At 57.1% G+C, this 19,470-nt stretch carries 19 protein-coding genes; 9 read left to right on the top strand and 10 right to left on the bottom strand.

Going from position 1 to position 19,470, the window contains the following annotated elements; all coding sequences use genetic code 11:
- Positions 1 to 305: 305 nt before the first annotated feature.
- Positions 306 to 803: a ferritin gene (locus HMPREF2547_RS03385; RefSeq protein ID WP_070438323.1), complete on the bottom strand. Its 498-nt coding sequence runs from the start codon at positions 801 to 803 to the stop codon at positions 306 to 308.
- 103 nt (positions 804 to 906) lie between these two features.
- Here HMPREF2547_RS03385 and HMPREF2547_RS03380 point away from each other — a divergent pair, with 103 nt between their 5' ends.
- From HMPREF2547_RS03380 to msrB, 3 genes are all read left to right on the top strand, one after another.
- The gene (locus tag HMPREF2547_RS03380) at positions 907 to 1,719 is read left to right on the top strand and encodes a dihydrofolate reductase family protein (protein WP_049193029.1); all 813 of its coding nucleotides are present in this window, start codon (positions 907 to 909) and stop codon (positions 1,717 to 1,719) included.
- A 143-nt stretch (positions 1,720 to 1,862) separates the two neighbouring features.
- The gene (locus tag HMPREF2547_RS03375) at positions 1,863 to 3,119 is read left to right on the top strand and encodes a glycosyltransferase family 87 protein (RefSeq protein ID WP_222865028.1); all 1,257 of its coding nucleotides are present in this window, start codon (positions 1,863 to 1,865) and stop codon (positions 3,117 to 3,119) included.
- The gene (gene msrB, locus HMPREF2547_RS03370) at positions 3,112 to 3,537 is read left to right on the top strand and encodes a peptide-methionine (R)-S-oxide reductase MsrB (RefSeq protein ID WP_048733231.1); all 426 of its coding nucleotides are present in this window, start codon (positions 3,112 to 3,114) and stop codon (positions 3,535 to 3,537) included. The genes HMPREF2547_RS03375 and msrB overlap by 8 nt, the downstream gene beginning before the upstream one ends.
- 91 nt (positions 3,538 to 3,628) lie before the next feature.
- On the opposite strand, the gene hemQ is transcribed toward msrB, so the two are convergent.
- From hemQ to hemE, 3 genes are all read right to left on the bottom strand, one after another.
- Positions 3,629 to 4,327, bottom strand: a complete 699-nt coding sequence (hemQ, locus tag HMPREF2547_RS03365) for a hydrogen peroxide-dependent heme synthase (RefSeq protein WP_049173031.1) — start codon at positions 4,325 to 4,327, stop codon at positions 3,629 to 3,631.
- Between the two features lie 84 nt (positions 4,328 to 4,411).
- A complete protein-coding gene (gene hemG / locus HMPREF2547_RS03360) occupies positions 4,412 to 5,890 on the bottom strand; it encodes a protoporphyrinogen oxidase (protein WP_070604697.1) in 1,479 nt (492 codons plus the stop codon).
- 105 nt (positions 5,891 to 5,995) lie between these two features.
- On the bottom strand, positions 5,996 to 7,105 hold the full coding sequence (gene hemE, locus HMPREF2547_RS03355) for a uroporphyrinogen decarboxylase (protein WP_049173035.1): 1,110 nt from the start codon (positions 7,103 to 7,105) through the stop codon (positions 5,996 to 5,998).
- Between the two features lie 170 nt (positions 7,106 to 7,275).
- Between hemE and HMPREF2547_RS03350 the strand changes: the two genes are divergently transcribed.
- Positions 7,276 to 7,830 (top strand): DUF3000 domain-containing protein, encoded by a 555-nt coding sequence (locus HMPREF2547_RS03350; protein ID WP_016422661.1) that lies wholly within the window; start codon positions 7,276 to 7,278, stop codon positions 7,828 to 7,830.
- A gap of 40 nt (positions 7,831 to 7,870) precedes the next feature.
- Positions 7,871 to 9,172, top strand: a complete 1,302-nt coding sequence (locus tag HMPREF2547_RS03345) for an HRDC domain-containing protein (RefSeq protein WP_069358719.1) — start codon at positions 7,871 to 7,873, stop codon at positions 9,170 to 9,172.
- Here HMPREF2547_RS03345 and HMPREF2547_RS03340 read toward each other — a convergent pair whose 3' ends face one another.
- From HMPREF2547_RS03340 to dut, 3 genes are all read right to left on the bottom strand, one after another.
- Positions 9,173 to 10,438, bottom strand: a complete 1,266-nt coding sequence (locus HMPREF2547_RS03340; protein ID WP_069358720.1) for a class I SAM-dependent RNA methyltransferase — start codon at positions 10,436 to 10,438, stop codon at positions 9,173 to 9,175.
- A gap of 134 nt (positions 10,439 to 10,572) precedes the next feature.
- The gene (locus tag HMPREF2547_RS03335) at positions 10,573 to 11,352 is read right to left on the bottom strand and encodes a DUF3710 domain-containing protein (RefSeq protein WP_069358721.1); all 780 of its coding nucleotides are present in this window, start codon (positions 11,350 to 11,352) and stop codon (positions 10,573 to 10,575) included.
- Between the two features lie 118 nt (positions 11,353 to 11,470).
- Positions 11,471 to 11,923, bottom strand: coding sequence for a dUTP diphosphatase (gene dut, locus HMPREF2547_RS03330; RefSeq protein ID WP_049173041.1), 453 nt, complete (start codon positions 11,921 to 11,923; stop codon positions 11,471 to 11,473).
- A gap of 166 nt (positions 11,924 to 12,089) precedes the next feature.
- Between dut and HMPREF2547_RS03325 the strand changes: the two genes are divergently transcribed.
- Entirely contained in the window at positions 12,090 to 12,566 is a 477-nt protein-coding gene (locus HMPREF2547_RS03325) for a DUF3093 domain-containing protein (protein WP_049173043.1), read from the top strand.
- A 109-nt stretch (positions 12,567 to 12,675) separates the two neighbouring features.
- On the opposite strand, the gene HMPREF2547_RS03320 is transcribed toward HMPREF2547_RS03325, so the two are convergent.
- A complete protein-coding gene (locus HMPREF2547_RS03320; RefSeq protein ID WP_016422655.1) occupies positions 12,676 to 12,972 on the bottom strand; it encodes a DUF4193 family protein in 297 nt (98 codons plus the stop codon).
- Positions 12,973 to 13,175: 203 nt separating this feature from the next.
- Here HMPREF2547_RS03320 and HMPREF2547_RS10585 point away from each other — a divergent pair, with 203 nt between their 5' ends.
- Positions 13,176 to 13,784 (top strand): LytR C-terminal domain-containing protein, encoded by a 609-nt coding sequence (locus tag HMPREF2547_RS10585; RefSeq protein ID WP_168161654.1) that lies wholly within the window; start codon positions 13,176 to 13,178, stop codon positions 13,782 to 13,784.
- A gap of 9 nt (positions 13,785 to 13,793) precedes the next feature.
- Here the strand turns inward: HMPREF2547_RS10585 and HMPREF2547_RS03310 are convergent, their stop codons facing one another.
- Positions 13,794 to 14,687 carry an inositol monophosphatase family protein gene (locus HMPREF2547_RS03310; RefSeq protein WP_239660062.1) on the bottom strand — a complete coding sequence of 298 codons (894 nt, stop codon included), beginning with the start codon at positions 14,685 to 14,687 and terminating at the stop codon, positions 13,794 to 13,796.
- Positions 14,688 to 14,805: 118 nt separating this feature from the next.
- On the opposite strand from HMPREF2547_RS03310, the gene ppgK reads away from it, so the two are divergent.
- Together ppgK and HMPREF2547_RS03300 are read left to right on the top strand one after the other, a co-directional pair.
- Entirely contained in the window at positions 14,806 to 15,561 is a 756-nt protein-coding gene (gene ppgK / locus HMPREF2547_RS03305) for a polyphosphate--glucose phosphotransferase (protein ID WP_069358722.1), read from the top strand.
- 395 nt (positions 15,562 to 15,956) lie between these two features.
- Positions 15,957 to 17,513 carry an RNA polymerase sigma factor gene (locus HMPREF2547_RS03300; protein WP_049193023.1) on the top strand — a complete coding sequence of 519 codons (1,557 nt, stop codon included), beginning with the start codon at positions 15,957 to 15,959 and terminating at the stop codon, positions 17,511 to 17,513.
- 318 nt (positions 17,514 to 17,831) lie between these two features.
- On the opposite strand, the gene HMPREF2547_RS03295 is transcribed toward HMPREF2547_RS03300, so the two are convergent.
- Complete coding sequence (locus tag HMPREF2547_RS03295; RefSeq protein ID WP_070604694.1) at positions 17,832 to 19,439, bottom strand: SLC13 family permease; 1,608 nt, start codon at positions 19,437 to 19,439, stop codon at positions 17,832 to 17,834.
- Positions 19,440 to 19,470 lie beyond the last annotated feature (31 nt).

The raw sequence follows: 19,470 nt of genomic DNA, 5'->3' as shown, positions 1-19,470 counted from the left end.
CGAGCGGACACACTTTTTGCTACTTAACCCACCAATTTCATCGAGTCCTACCGCTCCCCCGGGTTAAGCAGGAAAAATATTGTCCGGCGGGCGTCTCGGCTGGCAGGTTTTCCAATTCGGCGAGCTTTGCTGAGCAGCTCGCTCGTCTAAATGCTATGGACGGTCAGCCCATGACAGCTCCCCGAATTTCGGTTTGGCTGGACGCCAAGCCCATCAATTGATACCCCAGCTAAATAGAAATGACCGCCCTAGGCAGTTAGCCCCAGGGCGGTCATTTCTATCCAAACTGCGAACCGAGCTCGATATTAAGCTGCGTCGCGAGCGCCAAGCTCCCGGTCGATACGCAGCAGGCCAGCACCGTTGTCGCCAACGATCTCCAGGCGACCGATGATGCCACGCACGGTGTCCTCTTCCTCAATCTGCTCAACCACGAAGCTGTCCAGCAGCGGGCGGGAGTCGAGATCACCCTCGCTATCAGCAAGCTTGCGGAGGTTACGGATAGATGCCGAAACCTTCTCTTCATGCTCGAGAGCAATGCGGAATGCATCGATTGCGGAAGTGACCTTCACCTCCGGTGCGTCGACAGCACCAATCTGCGGGTGGTTGTCGCGAGCATCGAGGTGTGCGATGAACTGGTTCGCGTGATCAACTTCCTCATCCGCCTGTGCACGCATCCACTCTGCCATGCCGGAGAAATCCAGCAGGTCCAGTTCGATTGCCAGCTGGCGGTAGACGTGGGAAGCGGTGAGCTCCATAGTGATCTGGTCGTTGAATGCCTTCTCAAGAGTATCTGTTAGTCGCATGCCCCTACTATAAGTCCACTCCTTATAAATGACAACGATTATAATACTTCCCTTATAAGCCAGGCCTTGCCTATTCTGCAATCGTCGGCTTAACCTCGGCGGTATGGCTACACTCACCTCCGTAAGCCCATCGACCGACGAAATTCTGCAGTTTCTTTCTCGACCTGCGCAAACGACACATGATACAGCGGCGGTGTCTCACAACACCTCCACCGTCACGGCCATCGCCGTCACCAGCTTGGACGGACGCGGCGCCGTCGAAGGCACCTCTGGCCAGCTTGGCAACGACACCGATGCCACGGTTTTCAACACGCTTCGCGCGCTTGCCGACGTCGTTTTCGTTGGTACAGGCACCATTGCGTCCGAGGGGTACGGGCCAGTTGAGATACCGGAGTACCTAGAGGCCGTTCGACAGAAGCTAGGTCGCTCCGAGCACGTGGCGATGTCCACACTTTCGCGCTCGTTGGATTTAGATATAAAATCTGACTTTTTCGCGAATGCAGAAGTCAATCCTCCGATAATCTTCACCCCGACTAAAGATGCTTTTAATGATGAAGAGGCAAGAGCCGCTCACAAGAACAAAGCTAAAAAGATGGAGTCGGCCGGGGCTCGCGTCGTTAAGTTCCCTAACCCCTCGGTAAAAGCGGCGTTAACGTGGCTGGCTGAACATGGGTATCGGGACATTGTCGTAGAGGGTGGATCGACGATGTATCGAGAAGCATTCAAAAAGGGGTGCGTCGACGAACTGTTCCTGACATTGTCGCCGATGTGGGTGGGTAACGGCCCCCTGACTTTCGGCGAGAACGACCCTGATGAGGACTCGAACTCGACGAACCCGCAGGCTTTTGAAGTGCGGGATATCCTACGTTCCGACTCACACATCTTCCTACGCTATTCCCGCAGCTTCACCCAGTAGGGTGGAGTATTGTGAGTAAACCAAAAATCGACGTGAGCGCAAGCGCAACGGCATTAACGCAAACGTCCAAGGACACGCCAGAGACAAATTCGGTGGCTCCACGCCCTCTGTCTCGGCACGTGTCGCGAGGACTCAGCGCTTTCTTGTGGCCTATCGCAGCTGTGGTGATTTTTCACCGCACCTGGGTTTTGCCGAAAGACGTTTCTGGCACAGATGACTTTACGACCGTCTGGTCGGCAATTAATCGATTCGTATCGCAGGTACCCGTTTATTCGGAAGACTACGTAACAGCCGATCCGCACTATCTGTATTCCCCAGGCGCTACCCTACTTTTAGCCCCGATTGATTTGTTCGGCTCGCTTGAATCGGGCCGAATCTGGTTTGCGGTGTTTCAGTCAGCTGCAATCATTGCGGCAATTGTATTGCTGCTGAGGTGGCTTGGTATTGCGCGCTCTGGCCCCATCATTCCAGCGTCGATAGCACTGCTCTACCTCACGGAACCCGTTACCAACACCCTTGATTTTACGAACGTCAACGGTTCACTCTTCCTTGCATTAGTGCTGTTTTTTATTGCTCTGACCGAGCGGCGCAATATCCTGGCCGGCCTGATCATCGGTATCGCAATCACCATTAAACCTGTTTTCTTGCCAATGCTGTTCCTACCGTTCATGCGCAGGCAGTTCTCTACGGTACTGACCAGTATCGGAGTGGTAATTGCAGCCAATGTCATTGCGTGGCCGCTCATGGTCCAACCACGTGACTACCTAGATATCACCGTCCCCTACCTGGGAGTTGTCCGTGACTTTGCAAATGCTTCACTGACTGGACAGCTTGTTTGGCTAGGTGCCCATCCGACCCTGATTTTGCTGTGGCAGATCTTTTTCGGCATTTTCGTCTTGGTATCCGTCGTGCTCCTTCTTCGCTGGCTCGAAAGGGATGAGAAATTCTGGATTGCTACGACTTCCGGAGTTCTCTTCACCGGCGCGTTCTTCCTTTCCAGCCTGGGCCAGCAGTACTACTCGATGACGCTCTTGCCAATGGTTCTCACCGTGCTTCGCCCATTGGTTTTGGCTCGCGACAATGAAGGAAATATTGGTTCGACAGTCATGTTGAATTGGGGCGCAGGACTCGGAGTCGTACTCTGTTTCTTCTACGCCAATTGGTGGATTGATGAAGATGACCTCTTTTTCCCGTGGTTCACGGTTGCAATCGGCGGTATTGGATGGGCCGTTCTTATTCTCTCCATCACGGCAGCACTCATTCGAATGACGATTGTGGATGCCGTCAATGGGCGTAGCTTTGCATCCGGCTTCAGCTGGCTGAGCGACTGGAAGATAGCAGGCAGGAAGTCTAATCAGGAATCTGATCTCAAGTCTGAGGAGGCTATTCAGAATGGTTGATTCGCATAGCGAAGACTGGAATCTGAGCGAAGAAGAATGGCGCGAACGCCTCAGTGCCGCGGAGTACCAGGTTTTGCGTCAGGCAGGTACTGAACGCGCCTTCACCGGTGAGTACACCGATACCAAGACTCAAGGTGTCTACCGCTGCCGGGCCTGTGGTTACGAGCTGTTTCGGTCGAACGAGAAGTTCGACTCTCACTGCGGTTGGCCATCCTTCTTCTCTCCACTAGCTGGAGACCGGATTATTGAGCGCCGAGACACCAGCCTCGGTATGGTCCGTACCGAAGTGCTGTGCAGTCGTTGCAAGTCTCACCTCGGCCACGTCTTTGAGGGTGAGGGATACAATACTCCGACCGACCTGCGTTATTGCATCAATTCAATTTCACTCACGCTCGAACCGGACAAGACGGCTGAATAACTAGATAGAGAAGCAGCGCCGCTGGTCAAAATCCCGTCAGTTAACGGGGCTTGACCAGCGGCGCTGCTGATTCTCTCGTTGATTGCGTGAGCTACGGCAGAACGTTGATGATCTCTGCGATGTCATCGACGCGACGTCCCGTGTGGAACGGAATCTCTTCGCGGACGTGCAGACGAGCCTCGGTGTAACGCATCTTCCACATCAAGTCCACAATGCGGTCGAGCTCCGGCCCCTCGAATGCAAGGATCCACTCGTAGTCACCGAGTGCGAACGCCGGGACAGTATTGGCGCGCACATCCGGGTAGTCACGACCGGCCATACCGTGTTCAGCAAGGATGCGGCGTCGCTCGGTCGGCTCCAGCAGGTACCAGTCGTAGGAACGAACGAAGGGGTAAACCGCAATCCATCGTCCCGGCTCTTCACCCATGATGAACGACGGCAGGTGCGACTTGTTGAACTCAGCTGGACGGTGCAGCGCAGCGTTCGACCAGTGCGGAGTGGATGCCTTGCCCAGCGGAGTCTCGCGCAGGAAGGCGTTGTAGAACGCCTGCAGGTCTTCCAGCTTCTCTGCGTGGATCCAGAACATGAAGTCGGCTTCAGCACGCATGGCCGAAACATCGTAGAAACCACGGATGATCAGATCAGTGTCTTCGTAACGAGCCAGGAATTCCTTGGTCTTAGCCACTGCCTCTTCGCGGTTATCACCGAGTGCACCTGGGGTCACCTTGAAGGCAGACCACATGGTGTAGCGGATGGTGTCGTTGAGCTTCTTGAAATCGAGCTTGGTCATTAGTTGTCTCCTAGTTCGGTTGAAAGGTTTGTTTAAAAACGATGGGTCAGCGCCAGTTTCGTACTCAGCACCAATCTCGCAGCTTTATGCCAGCTCCGCAGCAATCTTGCTGGCCGCAGCCTTGGCGTTGGAGATACATTCCGGAATGCCCGGGCCACTGAGCCACGCCCCCGTTGCTGCAAGCTTAGGCACCTCGGCCAATTCCTGGCGAGCAAAATCCATCAGGCCGCCATGCCCCATATCGAAGCGTGGAATCCCCGCCCACCAACGCTGGACGAAAACCGCGGTCGGTTCAGCATCAAAGCCAGTCGCCTTAGCCAAATCCGCCTTTGCCCTGGCGATGAGGTCCTCGTCGCTACGATGCACGTGCGAGTCATCATCAAAACGGCCGAAGCTTGCCCTCACAACGGCACCGTAGCGCTCACCAATATGTGGCCACTTCCGGGACGACACTGTAAAAGCTTTCGCGGACAGGTCAGCACCAATCTCGCACAACACGCCGTTAATCTCCGGCAGTCCTTCCGACGAGTCGAAACACATACCGACCACCGCCGAGTTCGACGTGTCTACCCCACCAATGAGCTCGGCCGCCTCTGGCGCAAGATTGCTCAACAGCTCCGATGTGGTTGCAGAAGGTGCCGCCACGACAACGCCGTCGACGTCGATAGTGCTAACGCTCGTGCCGCTTTCCGACGGCAGTTCCACAGTGACCTCAAAGCCATTGTCATGCTGCCGCAGACCAGTAGCCTTCGTCGACAAGAGGAGTTCGGCTCCCGATTCGTCGACAAGCGTGTTGTAGAGAACCTCGAAGCCATCGCGGAACGTTTGGAAGACCACCGGTCGCTTCGTCTTCGTCGAATCTGTCGCAGCCTCACTACTCAGACGCGCCTGCTGCGCCTCCTTACGTGCTTCCAGAACGCGCTGGACAGCGCCGGTGAGGCTGACATGGTCACCGACACTAGCCATTTCATCAAGCGCTGCCGCCAGCTGTGGGATGGTCGCACGCAGACCCAGATCGTATGCGGTGGTTGAGTAGACGCCCCCGAGCAGCGGGGAGACGATGCGGTCAACGACTTCCTCACCGAGCCGCGCCGCGACCAGCTGGCCGACATTCATGTCGTCTCCCAGTACCCAGTGCAAGGCTGGAGTGAGCTCGGGGTTCGACTCGGCATCAATCTTGGCGAGGGTGGCCTCGCTGAGGAGGTAGCCCAACCCTTCTGAGCTTCCTGGAATACCGGTGACCGTGTTACGCGGAAGGTCCTTGAGTTCACCTCCAATGTAGAGCTTGGAAGGCAGCCCCGAAGGGGCGACTAGCTGATCTGCCAAACCGAGTTCCTTGAAAAACTCGGTGGCATCGTGACGGAACGCCAGGTACGCCTCAGCGCCCGCTTCGAGAGGGCCGTTAGTTCCTGTTCGAGTCTTCAGCTTGCCGCCGACCTGTGCACTGGACTCGATGACAATTATTCTTGCGGCGGGTCCGAGCTTTTTACGCAACTCATACGCTGCGGTCAGGCCGGAGATACCGCCACCTATGACGGCAATGGTAGAAGGTTGTGCAACCACGGTATTTCGTACGCTTTCTCTATGCCCGCGCCTCGAGCGGGCACGGTCGATAAGACTTGTAGGAAATTAGCTAGTGCGTGTTTTACACGCCTGTTGCGTCGGCTTTTACGTTGCGTGAATGATCTCAACGGCGCGCGTAATCGCGTCGGCATCGGTATTCGGTAGCACCCCGTGACCCAAGTTGAAGATATGTCCACGGGCGTCACCACGCTTAATTGCACGGTCCGCCTCAGAGCAGATGCGCTGAATCTCTTGGGTCATTGCATCTTCACCGGCAAAGAGAATCGCCGGGTCAAGGTTTCCCTGCAATGCAAGGCTGTTTTCCGCAGGGTCTGCGCCTCGGTGAACGTCGGAAAGCGTGGCACGAATGCGGTTGGCAGCAACGTCCAGTGGCACGCGCCAGTCGACGCCCATGACTTCTGGGCCGGCTTCAGCCATCGCACCGAGAAGCTCGCCGGTGCCCACACCGAAGTGGATGCGCGGAATGCCGGCGTCGGCGACGGCCTGGAAGATTTCCTTCGAGTACGGCAACACAAAGCGGCGGTAATCACGCTCGGTGAGATAGCCAGCCCAGGAGTCGAAGAGCTGAATAGCGTCCACACCAGCACCAATCTGCGCGCGCAGGAAAGCAATCACCATCGGAGTGATTTTCTGCATCAGGTGATCCCACAATTCAGGGTCCGAGTGCATCAGCGCCTTAGTGCGCTCGTGATTGCGGGATGGACCGCCTTCGATCAGGTACGACGCCAAAGTGAATGGTGCACCGGCGAAACCAATGAGTGCCTGGGTATCATTCAGCTCTTGCAGAATGAGGCCGATACCCTCGGCCACCGGAGCGAGTTGCTCTTCCGTGACTTCCGGTAGAGCCTTGATGTCTGCTTCCGAGCGCACCGGAGTATCCATTACTGGACCGCGGCCAGGAACAATATCCAGGTTGACACCCGCAGCCTTCAGCGGCACGACGATATCGGAAAAAAGAATCGCAGCATCAACGTCGTGCCTACGTACCGGCTGCATAGTAATCTCAGCGAGCAGTTCCGGGCGGAAGCAAGAGTCCAACATACCGATGTCCTTGCGCACCTCACGGTACTCAGGCAGTGAACGACCAGCTTGCCGCATAAACCACACCGGGCGGCGCGAAGGAGTTCGACCGTAAGCTGCATCAAGAATCGGGGCATCAGTCAAAGTGCGACGATTGTTCATACGGACAATCATGCCCCACTTACCTTAGAAATTGATATGTGGGGTACTAAGAACAGGAAATTCTCTCGCCCTGCTGTGCGTTTTCGACGAACCGCTTGGTCGCTTCCCACTCTTTTCGGCGCGCCTCCCACTAACGCAAGCGTCATATGGCTAAGTTCAGGCGCGTGAATGGAACCGATTCAATGCCACAGAACTTCCGCGCCGCGGTCCAGTCAATGCACTCTGCTGAACTGCGACCTGAGATTGCTCTGGGCACCGTTCGGCCACCGCAGAAGCTGGCACCGTTTAGCCACGCTGTCTCGCTTGAGGTCACGCAGCCCGAAGCTGATATCGTCCCCGAGTCCTCGGACGACGATGCCTTTGGTCGTTTAATTTTGCTCCATGACCCCCGCAGTGAGGAAACCTGGGACGGTGACATGCGCTTGGTTGCATACATCCAGGCGGATATGGATGCCTCCCTCGCGGAAGATCCGTTGCTTCCCCAGGTTGCCTGGCAATGGCTCACCGAGGCTCTGGCTGAGAACAACGCCGAACTGTCGAACTTGGGTGGCACGGTGACTACTACGAACTCTGTCCGCTATGGCGAGATCGGCGGCAAGCCACAGGCCTTTCAATTAGAAATGCGCGCATCGTGGACTGCTCGTGGCACCGACCTGCGCACCCACGTTGAATCCTTCGCTCAGGTACTAGCGAACGTCGCTGGTCTGCCACCCGTCGGCGTTTCCCTGCTGGGCTGATACCGGCGACTGCTGATACCGACGACCGAAGAGGCGTGCGATGAGCTCCGACGTGGAAACTAGTCCCGACGTAGAAGTAAGACTTGCCCCAGCCGAGGGAACTCCACGCGTGCTTTCTGCCATCGACGACATTATTGACGCCGGTGAGCAGCTGGCCAAAGGACACGGTTGGCTCGCAGTCGATACTGAACGAGCTTCGGCATATCGCTACGACGACCGCGCCTTCTTGCTTCAATTTCGCCGCCGTGGAGCGGGCACCTTTCTCATCGATCCCGAAGATGGTCGCAAGGCGATGGCCGTTTTCGGTTCCTCAGTCAACGACCTGACCTGGATTATTCACGCCGCTCATTCTGACCTTCCCTGCCTCGCAGCTCTGGGTCTCTACCCCACCAAAGTCATTGACACTGAGCTGGCCGGCCGCCTTCTCGGCCTGGAGCGAGTCAACTTAGCAGCTCTGACAGAGCGACTCCTCGGAGTTGGACTTGCCAAGGGGCACGGTCGAGAGGATTGGTCTACTCGTCCACTGCCAGCAGATTGGCTGGACTACGCAGCCTTGGATGTCGAGCTGCTCATCGAACTCGCCGAGGTTCTTTGTCAGGCGCTGACTGAGCTCGACCGTTTGGAATGGCTGGAACAGGAATGCGAACGCGAACTCGCTCTAAACCGTAAATACCTCGATGGTCTGCACGTCGTACACTCGTGGCAGGGGCTCAAAGGGATTGGGAAGCTGCGCACTCCCGAACAACTTAACGTCGCCCGTGCACTGTGGACTGAGCGTGACGAAATCGCGCAGCGCCGTGATGTCTCCCCAACACACGTCATGGGTCACAGCGTTCTACGTACAATCGCAGAACAACTCCCCGGTACGCAGCGTGAACTAACTGCAATCCGTGGATTTCCACGTCGCCGTCGCGGTGCCGCGGACGCTTGGTTGAAGGTCGTTAATGAAGCCCGTCAGGAACCCAGGTCGTCATGGCCGAAGCCCCAGAAGCAGGCTCCCAACCAGATGCCCCACTTTCGACGTTGGGCTGAGCATGCCCCACAAGCCGCCGAAATTTTCGAAACCACGCGAGACTGCATCGACAACGTCTGTGCCCAAATCCACCTGCGCAAAGACACACTCATTACCTCCGCGCAGACACGTGAACTGGTGTGGTGGATTCACAGCCGCGCAGTCGGCTCATTCGTTTTCCGCCACCACGACAACTACGCTGGCGGCCTGCCAGCCGTTACCGAAATCTCCGCTCACCTCAGCGAACAGGGTTTCCGCCCATGGCAGGCACATTTGCTTGCCGACGTGATCGGCGCCAACGTTCTTGCGCCCATGCGGCAGCCACTCTAGCTACAGCTGCTCCAGCACTGCGATGGTTTCAAAGTGATGCGTTAGACCAAATGCGTCCACGACCTCGAGGTGTTTGAACGCGTAGCCGTAGTCAGCCCAGTACCGGGCATCGCGGGCAAAAGTCGCCGGATCGCAACCGAAATGTACAACCACGCGTGGCTTTGCCTCAGCAATAGCGGCAATGGCATCCTTACCAGCACCGGAGCGCGGAGGGTCGAGAACAACGATATCCGGGTTTGGAGTTTCCTCATTAGCAACTTCGCGGCGCACTACTTCGGCGACATCCCCAGTAACGAACCGGACTGGTGCCGCAGGCGACGCATTCGCACTGTGGTCAGCTGCAGTGAAGGCCTTGCGCCCCGCCGTCGCTGCCGCTGCAAAACCCTCGACAGAGAGAATTGAGCCCTCTGCGTCAACAAGCTTGCGAAGTGCCGCCGACAGAACGCCTGCGCCACCGTAAAGATCCCAACCACAGGAGAAAGACTGACCGGCCAACAGGTCAATGATGCGCGATCCATAGAACTCAGGGGCATGGCAATGGGCTTGCCAAAAACCGGTAGTCGGCACATCGAAAGTGATTCCGTGAACAGTGTGCTGTGTGGTTGGCTCGCCTTCAATCACCGTTTGCTTGCGGTTCCTGCCGCTGCCGGAAACGTACACAGCACTTCGGTTACCCTCCGTGTCCATGGCCACATGGAGTTCTCCTGGCTTCGGCTTCTTGCTCCCGCGACCGCGAGCAGGCTTAGCGGCGGGGATGGTTCCGGCCGTCGAAAAGCCAGCGATGAGATTGGGAACTGTTTGGACGCACTCGGAGCCGATGACGAGCTCGTGGGAACGGGAACGCCGTAATCCCGCTCGTCCCTGGGAATCCACACCCAGCCGCACGCGCGTGCGCCAACGGGAGGTCGGAGCCAGTGGAAGAACATCGATAGCTGGCAGCTCGTCGGCGGTGAAACGTCCAAGACGGCGCAGGCAATCGGTCAAGACATCAGCCTTGAGACGCGCCGCGTGCTCAGGATCAATAAAACCCCAGTCGCAACAGCCCGCGCCCTGCTGAGCTGCTTCGCAACGCTGCGAAATTCGATGCTCTGAGGCATCCAGAACCTCAACGACATTGCCGCGCCACAGCTTGGCATCAGGTTTGGCAATTTCGACAACAACGCGTTCGCCGGGGATACCGCCGGTGACGAAACCGATTCGTCCGTCGTAGCTGGCAATGAATTCTCCGCCGGCAGCGGGACGGTCAATAGTCACTTCGATGTTCACGCAGTGTGATACTACCCGCTGACAAGAGAAAAGCCGCTGTCGGGTGACGGCGGCGGGCAGTGCACAGTCGCGCCTGCAGATCCTTTTCTAACTGGTCAAGCAGCTAGCTTCTCTCTGCTGGCGGGTTGACCAAACTAATTGGTGGAGCCATCTGGGTTGATACCAGTAGCGCCTGGCACCTGCCCGGGTTCACCTTCAGCTTGGGCAGCCTGGGTCTGCTGCTGGTATGCCTGACGAATCTGCTCGGCCATCTGGGACGGCAGCGTAACCGGAAGCGGCTGACCTGCTGGCATCGGGTTCTCACCGCGAGAGACGAAGCTACGGGCAAGGAGACCGCGGGCGAGGTCCGCGAGTTCCTCCGCCCGATTAGCTGGACCGGAGGCCGTCATGCGAAGCATCCAACGCGGGCCGTCGGCGCCGATGATTCGCATTTCCATGTCGGAGGTGCGACCTACGACCTCAGAACCCCACGGCCCCTGCTCGACATGGACATCGAGGCCATCGGACTCAAGACCGTCCTTGATTTCCTGAGCGGACTCCTCCCAGAGACCGCCCGACGTCGGAGCAGCGAATGCTACAGGAGTTACGCGGCCATTCTCAGTGGCGACGTGCAGCATGGTTGGACCTGTCGGCCCCATCTCCACCTGAATATCACCAACGTGAGGAATAGGCAGCAGCATCGAACCGAGGTTCAGGCTGGCCTTCGCGAAGTCCGAAAAATCAAACTGCGTCGGGCTAGCGCTGTTGATATCGAAGGGGCCGTTTGCTGGTGCGTTCTCCGCGGCGGTTTCCGACGCGTCGTCATGCACGGTTGCGGTAGCCTCCTCAGAAGCTGGCGCCGCAGAGTCGGTGGTAACGGCCTCTGCCTCAGCAGCTGGTTCTTCTGGCTGGTTCTTCTTTCCAAATGGCCACATGGTGGTTTATTGACACCTCGCTAAAACGAAATCTTTGTATACGCCTTTGTAAACACTTTATTGAGCTCTTCACGCATTGAACCACACTTAGTAGGATCCCCGCGCTATCAGAGGTGTTTTAAAGCGTCGTGGACACTCCGGTTGACCCGTGACCGCCCGCACCGCGTTCAGTTTCATCGAGTTCATCGACTTCCACCATCGGGCTGAGCTCGACCTTCTGCACAACCAATTGGGCAATTCGATCGCCCTTGGCGATCTCCACCGCATTGGTCGGGTCCAAGTTGATCAGGCAGACTTTAAGCTCACCACGGTAACCGGCATCGATAGTGCCGGGTGCGTTGACGATGGACAGCCCCTTTTTGAAAGCCAATCCGGAGCGAGGATGAACCAATCCCACTGTGCCCGCCGGCAAAGCAATGGCAATACCGGTTCCCACGAGCGCCCGCTGCCCTGGTGCTAGGATGACATCCTCCACTGAGCTCAAATCCACACCGGCATCATCGGCATGCGCACGCTGGGGAATCACAGCGTCTTTAGCGAGCTTTTTCACTTGCACCGGGGCATAAGTCATCTCTTTGTATATCCTTCGCTGTCGCGTCTTTTAAGAACCGCACTTCGGCCTTGTCAGTACCGAGCATAGCCGTGCCCTAGAATGGATAACCGTGAGTGGAAAAGATAACCTGCAGCCTCGTCGCGACGACAGCTCAGCATCCGTCTCTGAAGGTGCGGCAATAGCAATGAGCTCGAGCGGAGATTCATCGATTGTCTATTCCGAAAAGCTCTGGGTTCCCTGGTGGTTCTGGGTACTCGGCGCTGCTGCCGTTTTTGTATGCACGGCCCAGATTGGCTTTAACCGTTCACCGATTTGGCTTGTCATCGGCGGCATTATTTGTCTGGCCGTGGGCGTGTGGGTGCTGTTGACTATGTCGAAGACCACGGTGTCCGTGGAAGTGGACAGCACTGGTGAACGCTGGCTTCACGCTGGCACGGCAGTTTTGCCAGCATCGGTTGTTGCCAAATCCCTGGTGGTCCCGAAGTCCGCGCAGCGCAATGCGTTGGGCCGTCAGCTCGATCCAGCAGCGTTCCTGGTTACACACACGTGGATTCCCACGATGGTGCTGCTAGTCCTCGACGATCCGGACGACCCCACCCCCTATTGGCTGGTCTCCACCCGCCACCCCGAGGCACTGCTTGACAGTCTCTTCGACCGCTAGGTCAAATCTCTCACCGCCGCTACACGCTTGCCGACGGCCCCAGCGCCGCCAGAACCGTGGTAGTGGCGGTTTTCCTTTTTCCTAGGAAGCTATCCCGGCTGTGCGGGGATTAGGCACAGTCCTGACAGATGGGGAATCCATCGCCGTTATCGATTGCGATCATTGAGCGGTGCATCACCATGAAGCAGGAGCCACAGGTGAATTCATCCTCCCCCTTCGGGGCAACATCCATATCGAATTCTTCACCCGCGATGTCGGCAACCGGCAACTCGAACGGCTCAACAATTTCGCCGTCGTCAGTGTCGTCGATTTCCTTCTCAGCAGATGCAGCCTGAAGGCCCTCGAGGGAATCGGTCTCCAGCTCTTCGGTTTCACGAGTACGCGGGGCATCGTAGTTTACAGCCATGTCCCAAACCTTCTTTCTGGACCTTTGCTAGACATTGTGAACTGACTTTTTCTCGGAGAATACAACGCGTTGAGACGATTGACACCCTGTACTCTCCAGCGCCTTTCTCAGCGGATATTAAGGCAATTCACGCAATCTGTCATCTCTGCAGGTCAAAATAGGTTTCTATGCCAATAAGCCGAGGAGAGGATAACATGATGGCTATGAGTTCAGGCCCCGCGAGCACTTCGAGCACGTCACATCGACGAAAAATTGTTCCCTACGTGGTGGTTTCCGTCGTTGCTGTAGTGATTGCCGCTACGTTGTGGGTGTTGGCATTCCGCAGCCAACCGGCAAGTTATCCGGTGTCCTGTTCCCTCCCCGCGGCTGGGCCCCCTGTTTCCTCCACCACGCTAATCGGAGAGCACGTCGTTCCACCGTCGGATGTTCATGTGCGCGTTTATAATGCCAACGGCAAAGTCGGCCAGGCTACAACCGTCGCCGAGCAATTGCGGCAGCTCGATTTTGTCCTCGATGAGCAGGTTCCCTACGGCAACGACCCTATTGTGGAAAACCAAGACCTCGGTTGCTTCGGCCAGCTGCGTTATGGCGAGGACTTCAATGGCCACGCCGCAGCGCTTCACGCTCTTTTCCCCTGCTTTGAGCTCATCCACGATGGTCGGCCGGATGCAACCGTCGATGTGTCCTTGGGTAAGGGGTTTAAGGATCTCGAAGTAGCCAGCCAGGTTGAGGAAACGATGTCCGCATTGAACCGTGGCGAACAAGCCGACCTAGAGGGGTTGAGCTCGTTAGGCTCGAGCACCTGCTCCTAGACCGACGCACTAATTCCTAGCCTGCGCGACAGCACCATCCAATGCCTCGAAGAACGCATCGGCAACTTCAGAGTTCGCCGCACCGACACCAAAGTCGAGCGGGTCTCCCTCCGGCCGGCCAGTAACGTTGGCACACTGAGTGAATTCCGGGACCCTAATCCTTGCGCCTGCTTCAGCCGCAATCAGAGCACCAGCTGCATAATCCCAAATCTTGATGTCGTGTTCGTAATACGCATCAACACGGCCGTGCGCCACCATGCACAAATCCAGCGCCGCCGATCCCATGCGCCGAATATCTCGACACTCCCCCAGCAACTGCGACGCTATCCGGCCCTGCACCTGCCGGAGACTAGCGGAATAGCTGAATCCCGTTGCCACAAGTGTCTTTTCCAGCTCGGCCGTTGGGGAACAACTAAGCGTCTGCACAGTGCCGTCCCGTCGAGAAACCTGAGCGCCCTCTCCCTTAGCTGCACTGTAAATCTCTCCCGAGGACGCATTTGCCACTGCACCCGCCACTACCTCATCGCCTACGGCGCAAGCGATACTCACAGCAAAATTGGGCATGCCGTAGAGGAAATTCACCGTACCGTCGATGGGGTCTACAATCCAGGTCACCGCTTCGCCCTCGTTGGCAGCCTGCGCTGGGGAACTCGCGCCGTCGTCAAGCCCGCCTTCTTCGCCCAAAATGCGGTCAGAGCTGCTAAACGTCTTGATAAGCGAACGAATGAGCTCCTCAGATTCACGGTCGACAACGGTGACGGGGTCTACAGCTGAGGACTTCGTTTCGGAACTTGCTAAAACGCCATCGGAGCCGAGTTCGACCCGACGACTGGCGATGTGCGCCGCGGCTGCGCGGGCGATAAGTACCGCGCGGTCACGCAGATCCCTGACGCTGGGTCGCACGGAACCGGGGCTATTCGACGCACTAAACCCCCTATTATCTGCCCTGCTAGCGAGTTGTTCGGTGCCACGCGAGTTCATGCTCATGCCCCCATTGTGTCTGTTTCGTACAATTTGAGCTATGGGACAACGAATTGGATTTGGCATCGACGTCGGAGGCTCTGGAATCAAAGGGGGCCGCGTGGATCTTGATACTGGGCAGCTTATTGGCAACCGCATTAAGATTTTCACGCCACAGCCGGCAACTCCGGAAGCGGTTGCGGAGACCATTGCAGAAATTGTGGACATTGCGAAGTGGGATTCCGATGTCGGCATCACGATTCCGTCCGTCGTACAGAATCAGATTGCCTTGCTGGCCGCCAATATTGACGGTTCTTGGGTTAATACGAACTGCCAAGAGCTCTTCGCTAAATACCTGCCCAACAACAAGGCGCACGTGCTTAACGACGCTGACGCTGCCGGCCTCGCTGAAGTCCAGTTTGGCGATCCGGGCAATAAGACAGGCGCCGTGTTGTTGCTAACTTTTGGTACAGGCATCGGCTCCGCGCTTATTCATGACGGACTGCTCTACCCCAATTCGGAGTTAGGCCACCTCATCATTGATGGCATGGAGGCCGAACACTTTGCATCCGCGAGAGTTAAGGATGTGGAGGGGCTCGGCTTCGAAGAGTGGGCTGAGCGCGTGAGCAAGGTGCTTAAGACCTACGAGGCACTGTTTTGGCCGTCACGGATCATCGTCGGCGGCGGAATCAGTCGCGAACACGAAAAGTGGATTCCGCTGTTGACATGTAAGACTCCAGTTGTCCCCGCAAGTCTGGATAATAATGCGGGTATTGCTGGCGCCGCCTTTGCAGCTGACCAGGGACTTTACCCTTAACCACTTTCATTTCTTATATGGGGATTGGTAGCTACGTGTCGGGCGTGACACGTGCTTGAAGCCATGCCCCGTGGCGGCGATTTTAAGAATTGGTTTACAATAAGAAGTTGACTCACGGCAAGGTTGAATAATCAACAGGCTCGAGGAGGATTGGGAAAATCGAATTCCAGCGCACTGCTTCGATGAGGATTTTCACCGATTACTTCTTCGCTAGGAGCCAGAAAGCAACACTGATGACCGTGGCACGAAAAGGTCAGCTCTGAATGTTTTCCATTCGGCTAGTTGGCTATAGACGAAGTAAAGGCGCACCACTGGCGCGTTGAGCTTCTCTTCGACCGAGAGAAGCTGGCGGCGGCTTTGGCGGCGCACACAACGTACATCGTGAAAGGGCGTTCGTGGCAGGCAACGAACTGGGGCAAGCTCAGGACCAATCCACCGGGAGTGGCACCGGTTCAGCTACTCCTGCAAAGAAGGCTGTAAAGAAGGCCATCAAGAAGGCAGTGAAGAAGACCGTGGCAAAGAAGACTGCCGCGAAGAAGACTGCTGCCAAAAAGACGGCTGCTACCAAAACTGCGGCGAAGAAGACGACCGCTAAGAAGGCAGCGGCCAAGAAGACCGTGAAGAAGGCGGCCAAGAAGTCCGTCGCTAAGAAAACCACGCGTAAGGCCGCCGCCAAGAAGGCAACTAAGCGGACAACGGCTGCGAAGGCCACCGCGGCCAAGGCTGCTGCAGCGAAGGCGAAGGACGCGCAAGCTCTCGACGCAACTGAGAACGAAGAGCTCGAGGACGAGGAACTCGACCACGACTTGGAGCAGGAGCAGGACTACGACCCGGATCTGGATGATGATCTCGAAGACGATGATCTTCACGACGATCTGGATGATGACGACCTCGAAGACGACGACCTCGACGATGATGAAGAAGAGGACGACGAGGACGAAGACGAGGATGAAGAGGACGAGGGCGACGAGGTCTGGAACGAGGACGAGTCCGCTCGTCTGCGTCAGGCCCGCAAAGATGCTGCCCTCACCGCCTCCGCCGACTCTGTCCGCGCCTACCTCAAGCAGATTGGTAAGGTCGCGCTGCTGACTGCCGAGGAAGAAGTCAGTCTGGCAAAGCGCATCGAGGCCGGTCTGTATGCGCAGTACAAGATTGACGAGGCCAAGGAAGCCGGCGAGCGCATCGCTTACGCTCAAAAGCGCGACTTGCGCGAGATTTCTCGCGACGGTCAGCGCGCCAAGAATCACCTGCTCGAGGCCAACCTCCGTCTTGTGGTGTCCCTGGCAAAGCGCTACACCGGCCGTGGCATGGCTTTCCTCGACTTGATTCAGGAAGGCAACCTCGGCCTGATTCGTGCGGTCGAGAAGTTCGACTACACCAAGGGCTACAAGTTCTCCACCTACGCAACGTGGTGGATTCGCCAGGCCATTACTCGTGCAATGGCCGACCAGGCTCGAACCATTCGTATTCCGGTTCACATGGTCGAGGTCATTAATAAGCTCGGTCGTATCCAGCGTGAACTGCTTCAGGATCTGGGCCGCGAGCCCACCCCGGAAGAGCTCGCCAAGGAAATGGACATCACCGAGGAAAAGGTTCTCGAGATTCAACAGTACGCTCGTGAACCGATTTCCCTGGACCAGACCATCGGCGACGAGGGTGACTCTCAGCTCGGTGACTTCATCGAGGACTCCGAGGCAGTCATCGCCGTTGACGCCGTCAGCTTCACGCTCCTCCAGGATCAGCTTGGCGACGTGCTGGAGACTCTCTCCGAACGTGAAGCCGGTGTCGTCCGCTTGCGCTTCGGCCTTACCGACGGCATGCCACGTACCCTGGACGAGATTGGTCAGGTCTACGGTGTGACGCGCGAGCGCATCCGTCAGATTGAGTCCAAGACGATGTCCAAGCTGCGTCACCCATCGCGTTCGCAGGTTCTGCGCGACTACTTGGAGTAAAGCTTTAACCTGAAGTTGTTCAGGGGCTAACAGCTAGACCCAGAGAATCGGGCTTGAATGAGGTTTCACACCTTATTCGGGCCCGGTTTTTCTTTTGGTGTCAGCGCTAGTGAGTTACTGACTGCGTTTATGTCAAAAATAGCCTGAAAAATGGCCTGAAAGTGTCATAAACTCACACAGTTTCACATTTGCAGCCAAAAGCCCCGGACCACCGAAGTGGAACGGGGCGAAGGAGTATCTGAGCAACGCTAGGCGAAGCAGTCCGGTGGCGGTTCAGCGCGCTGCCCCACCATCCACTACGGGCTACTACCTACCCAGCTAGTACACGACGCCGAATACCCACTGCAGCAGCGTCAGCGACGCCACAGAAATCACGATCAGTGCGACGATGTTCAGCCAGACACCGGCCTTGACCATGTTGTGCATGCTGACGTAGCCAGAGCCATAGGCGATGGCGTTCGGCGGTGTTGCAACCGGCATCATGAATGCCGAAGTAGCCGCCAGAGCAACCGGAACTGCGAAGATCATCTGGTCGTGGCCCAGACCGATTGCCATCGCACCAACCAGCGGCAGGAAGGTCGCGGCCGTCGCGGTGTTAGAGGTGAACTCGGTCAGGAACAGCACAACGGCGCCGACGACAACCACGAGTGCAGCCACTGGCATCCAGCCGAGAGTAGACAGCTGCTCGCCAATCCAGTCCGACAGCCCAGAGGCACCGAACTGCGAGGACAGCGCCAGGCCACCACCGAACAGCAGCAGCACACCCCACGGCAGCTCCAACGCATTTTCCCAGCGCATGAGCTTCACGCCATTAGGGCCACCCGGAATAAGGAACAACGCAATACCCACGGTCATTGCGATAACCGCATCGGCAATCTTGGTGTCGGGCAGCAGCACCGGAACAAAGACCCACGCCAGTGCCGCCGCGATAAACACCAGGAGCACTCGGCGCTCTCCAGTCGACATACGGCCAAGGCGCTTCAACTCGTCACGCATGAGTTCGCGCCCACCTGGAATATGCGTAATCTCCGGCTTAAACAGAACATTTGTCAGCAAAAACCATGCACAGAGCATGAGCACAACCGCCACCGGGACACCCAGCAGCATCCACTGGCCGAACCCAATGTTGACACCCTGCTCCGCCATGTAGGCCGCCAGCATCGCGTTCGGCGGAGTACCAATAATCGTGCCCAGCGAGCCAATCGATGCCGCGTAAGCGATACCCAGCATCAGCGCGATACCGAAGTTTGACTTTGGCATCGGGTCATAGCTTGACGACGACTCCTCGGCCTCCTCCAGCGCATCCCCACCGGGGGTTTCAGCGACGGATTCACTCGCAGAGCCCGTATCCTCTGCAGGAACCTTTTCATCGTGCAGCATTCGGACAATGAGGCTCAGGACGGACACACCGATTGGCAGCATCATCACGGCCGTGGCCGTGTTGGAGACCCACATCGACAGGAAGCCAGTAGCCACCATGAAGCCGAGAATCAGCATTTTTGGTGACGACCCCATGAGCACCAGAACCCACAATGCGACGCGCTTGTGGAGGTTCCAACGCTGCATCGCCAGCGCCAACAGGAAGCCGCCCATAAAGAGGAAGATGGTCGGGTCTGTGTACTTGCCCGAGAAATCCTTAATCTCCGCGAGGTTGAGAATCGGGAATAGAGCCAGCGGCAGCAGAGCCGTAACGGCAATCGGGATAGCCTCGGACATCCACCACACGGCCATAAGCACTGCTACACCTGCGGTTGCACGCAGGTTGTGATCGAGCTCAGCCGGCATAAAGAAGTACACGAGCAGGGCCAAGATGATACCGAGTCCTAGACCGGTGCGCTTACGGAAAAGCTCCCGGCTCAGGTATCCACGGTCTTGTTGGCCAGGTGACAGTTCCGGGGAGTTGTCGCGCGTAGATGTCGCTGCCACGATTCACGCTCCTATTTAATAATCAGCAGAC

Source organism: Corynebacterium sp. HMSC055G02 (genome assembly GCF_001809065.1).
GTDB lineage: Bacteria > Actinomycetota > Actinomycetes > Mycobacteriales > Mycobacteriaceae > Corynebacterium > Corynebacterium jeikeium_D.
Note: the sequence above shows the minus strand (reverse complement) of the source record. Positions and strands in the feature narration are given on the sequence as shown.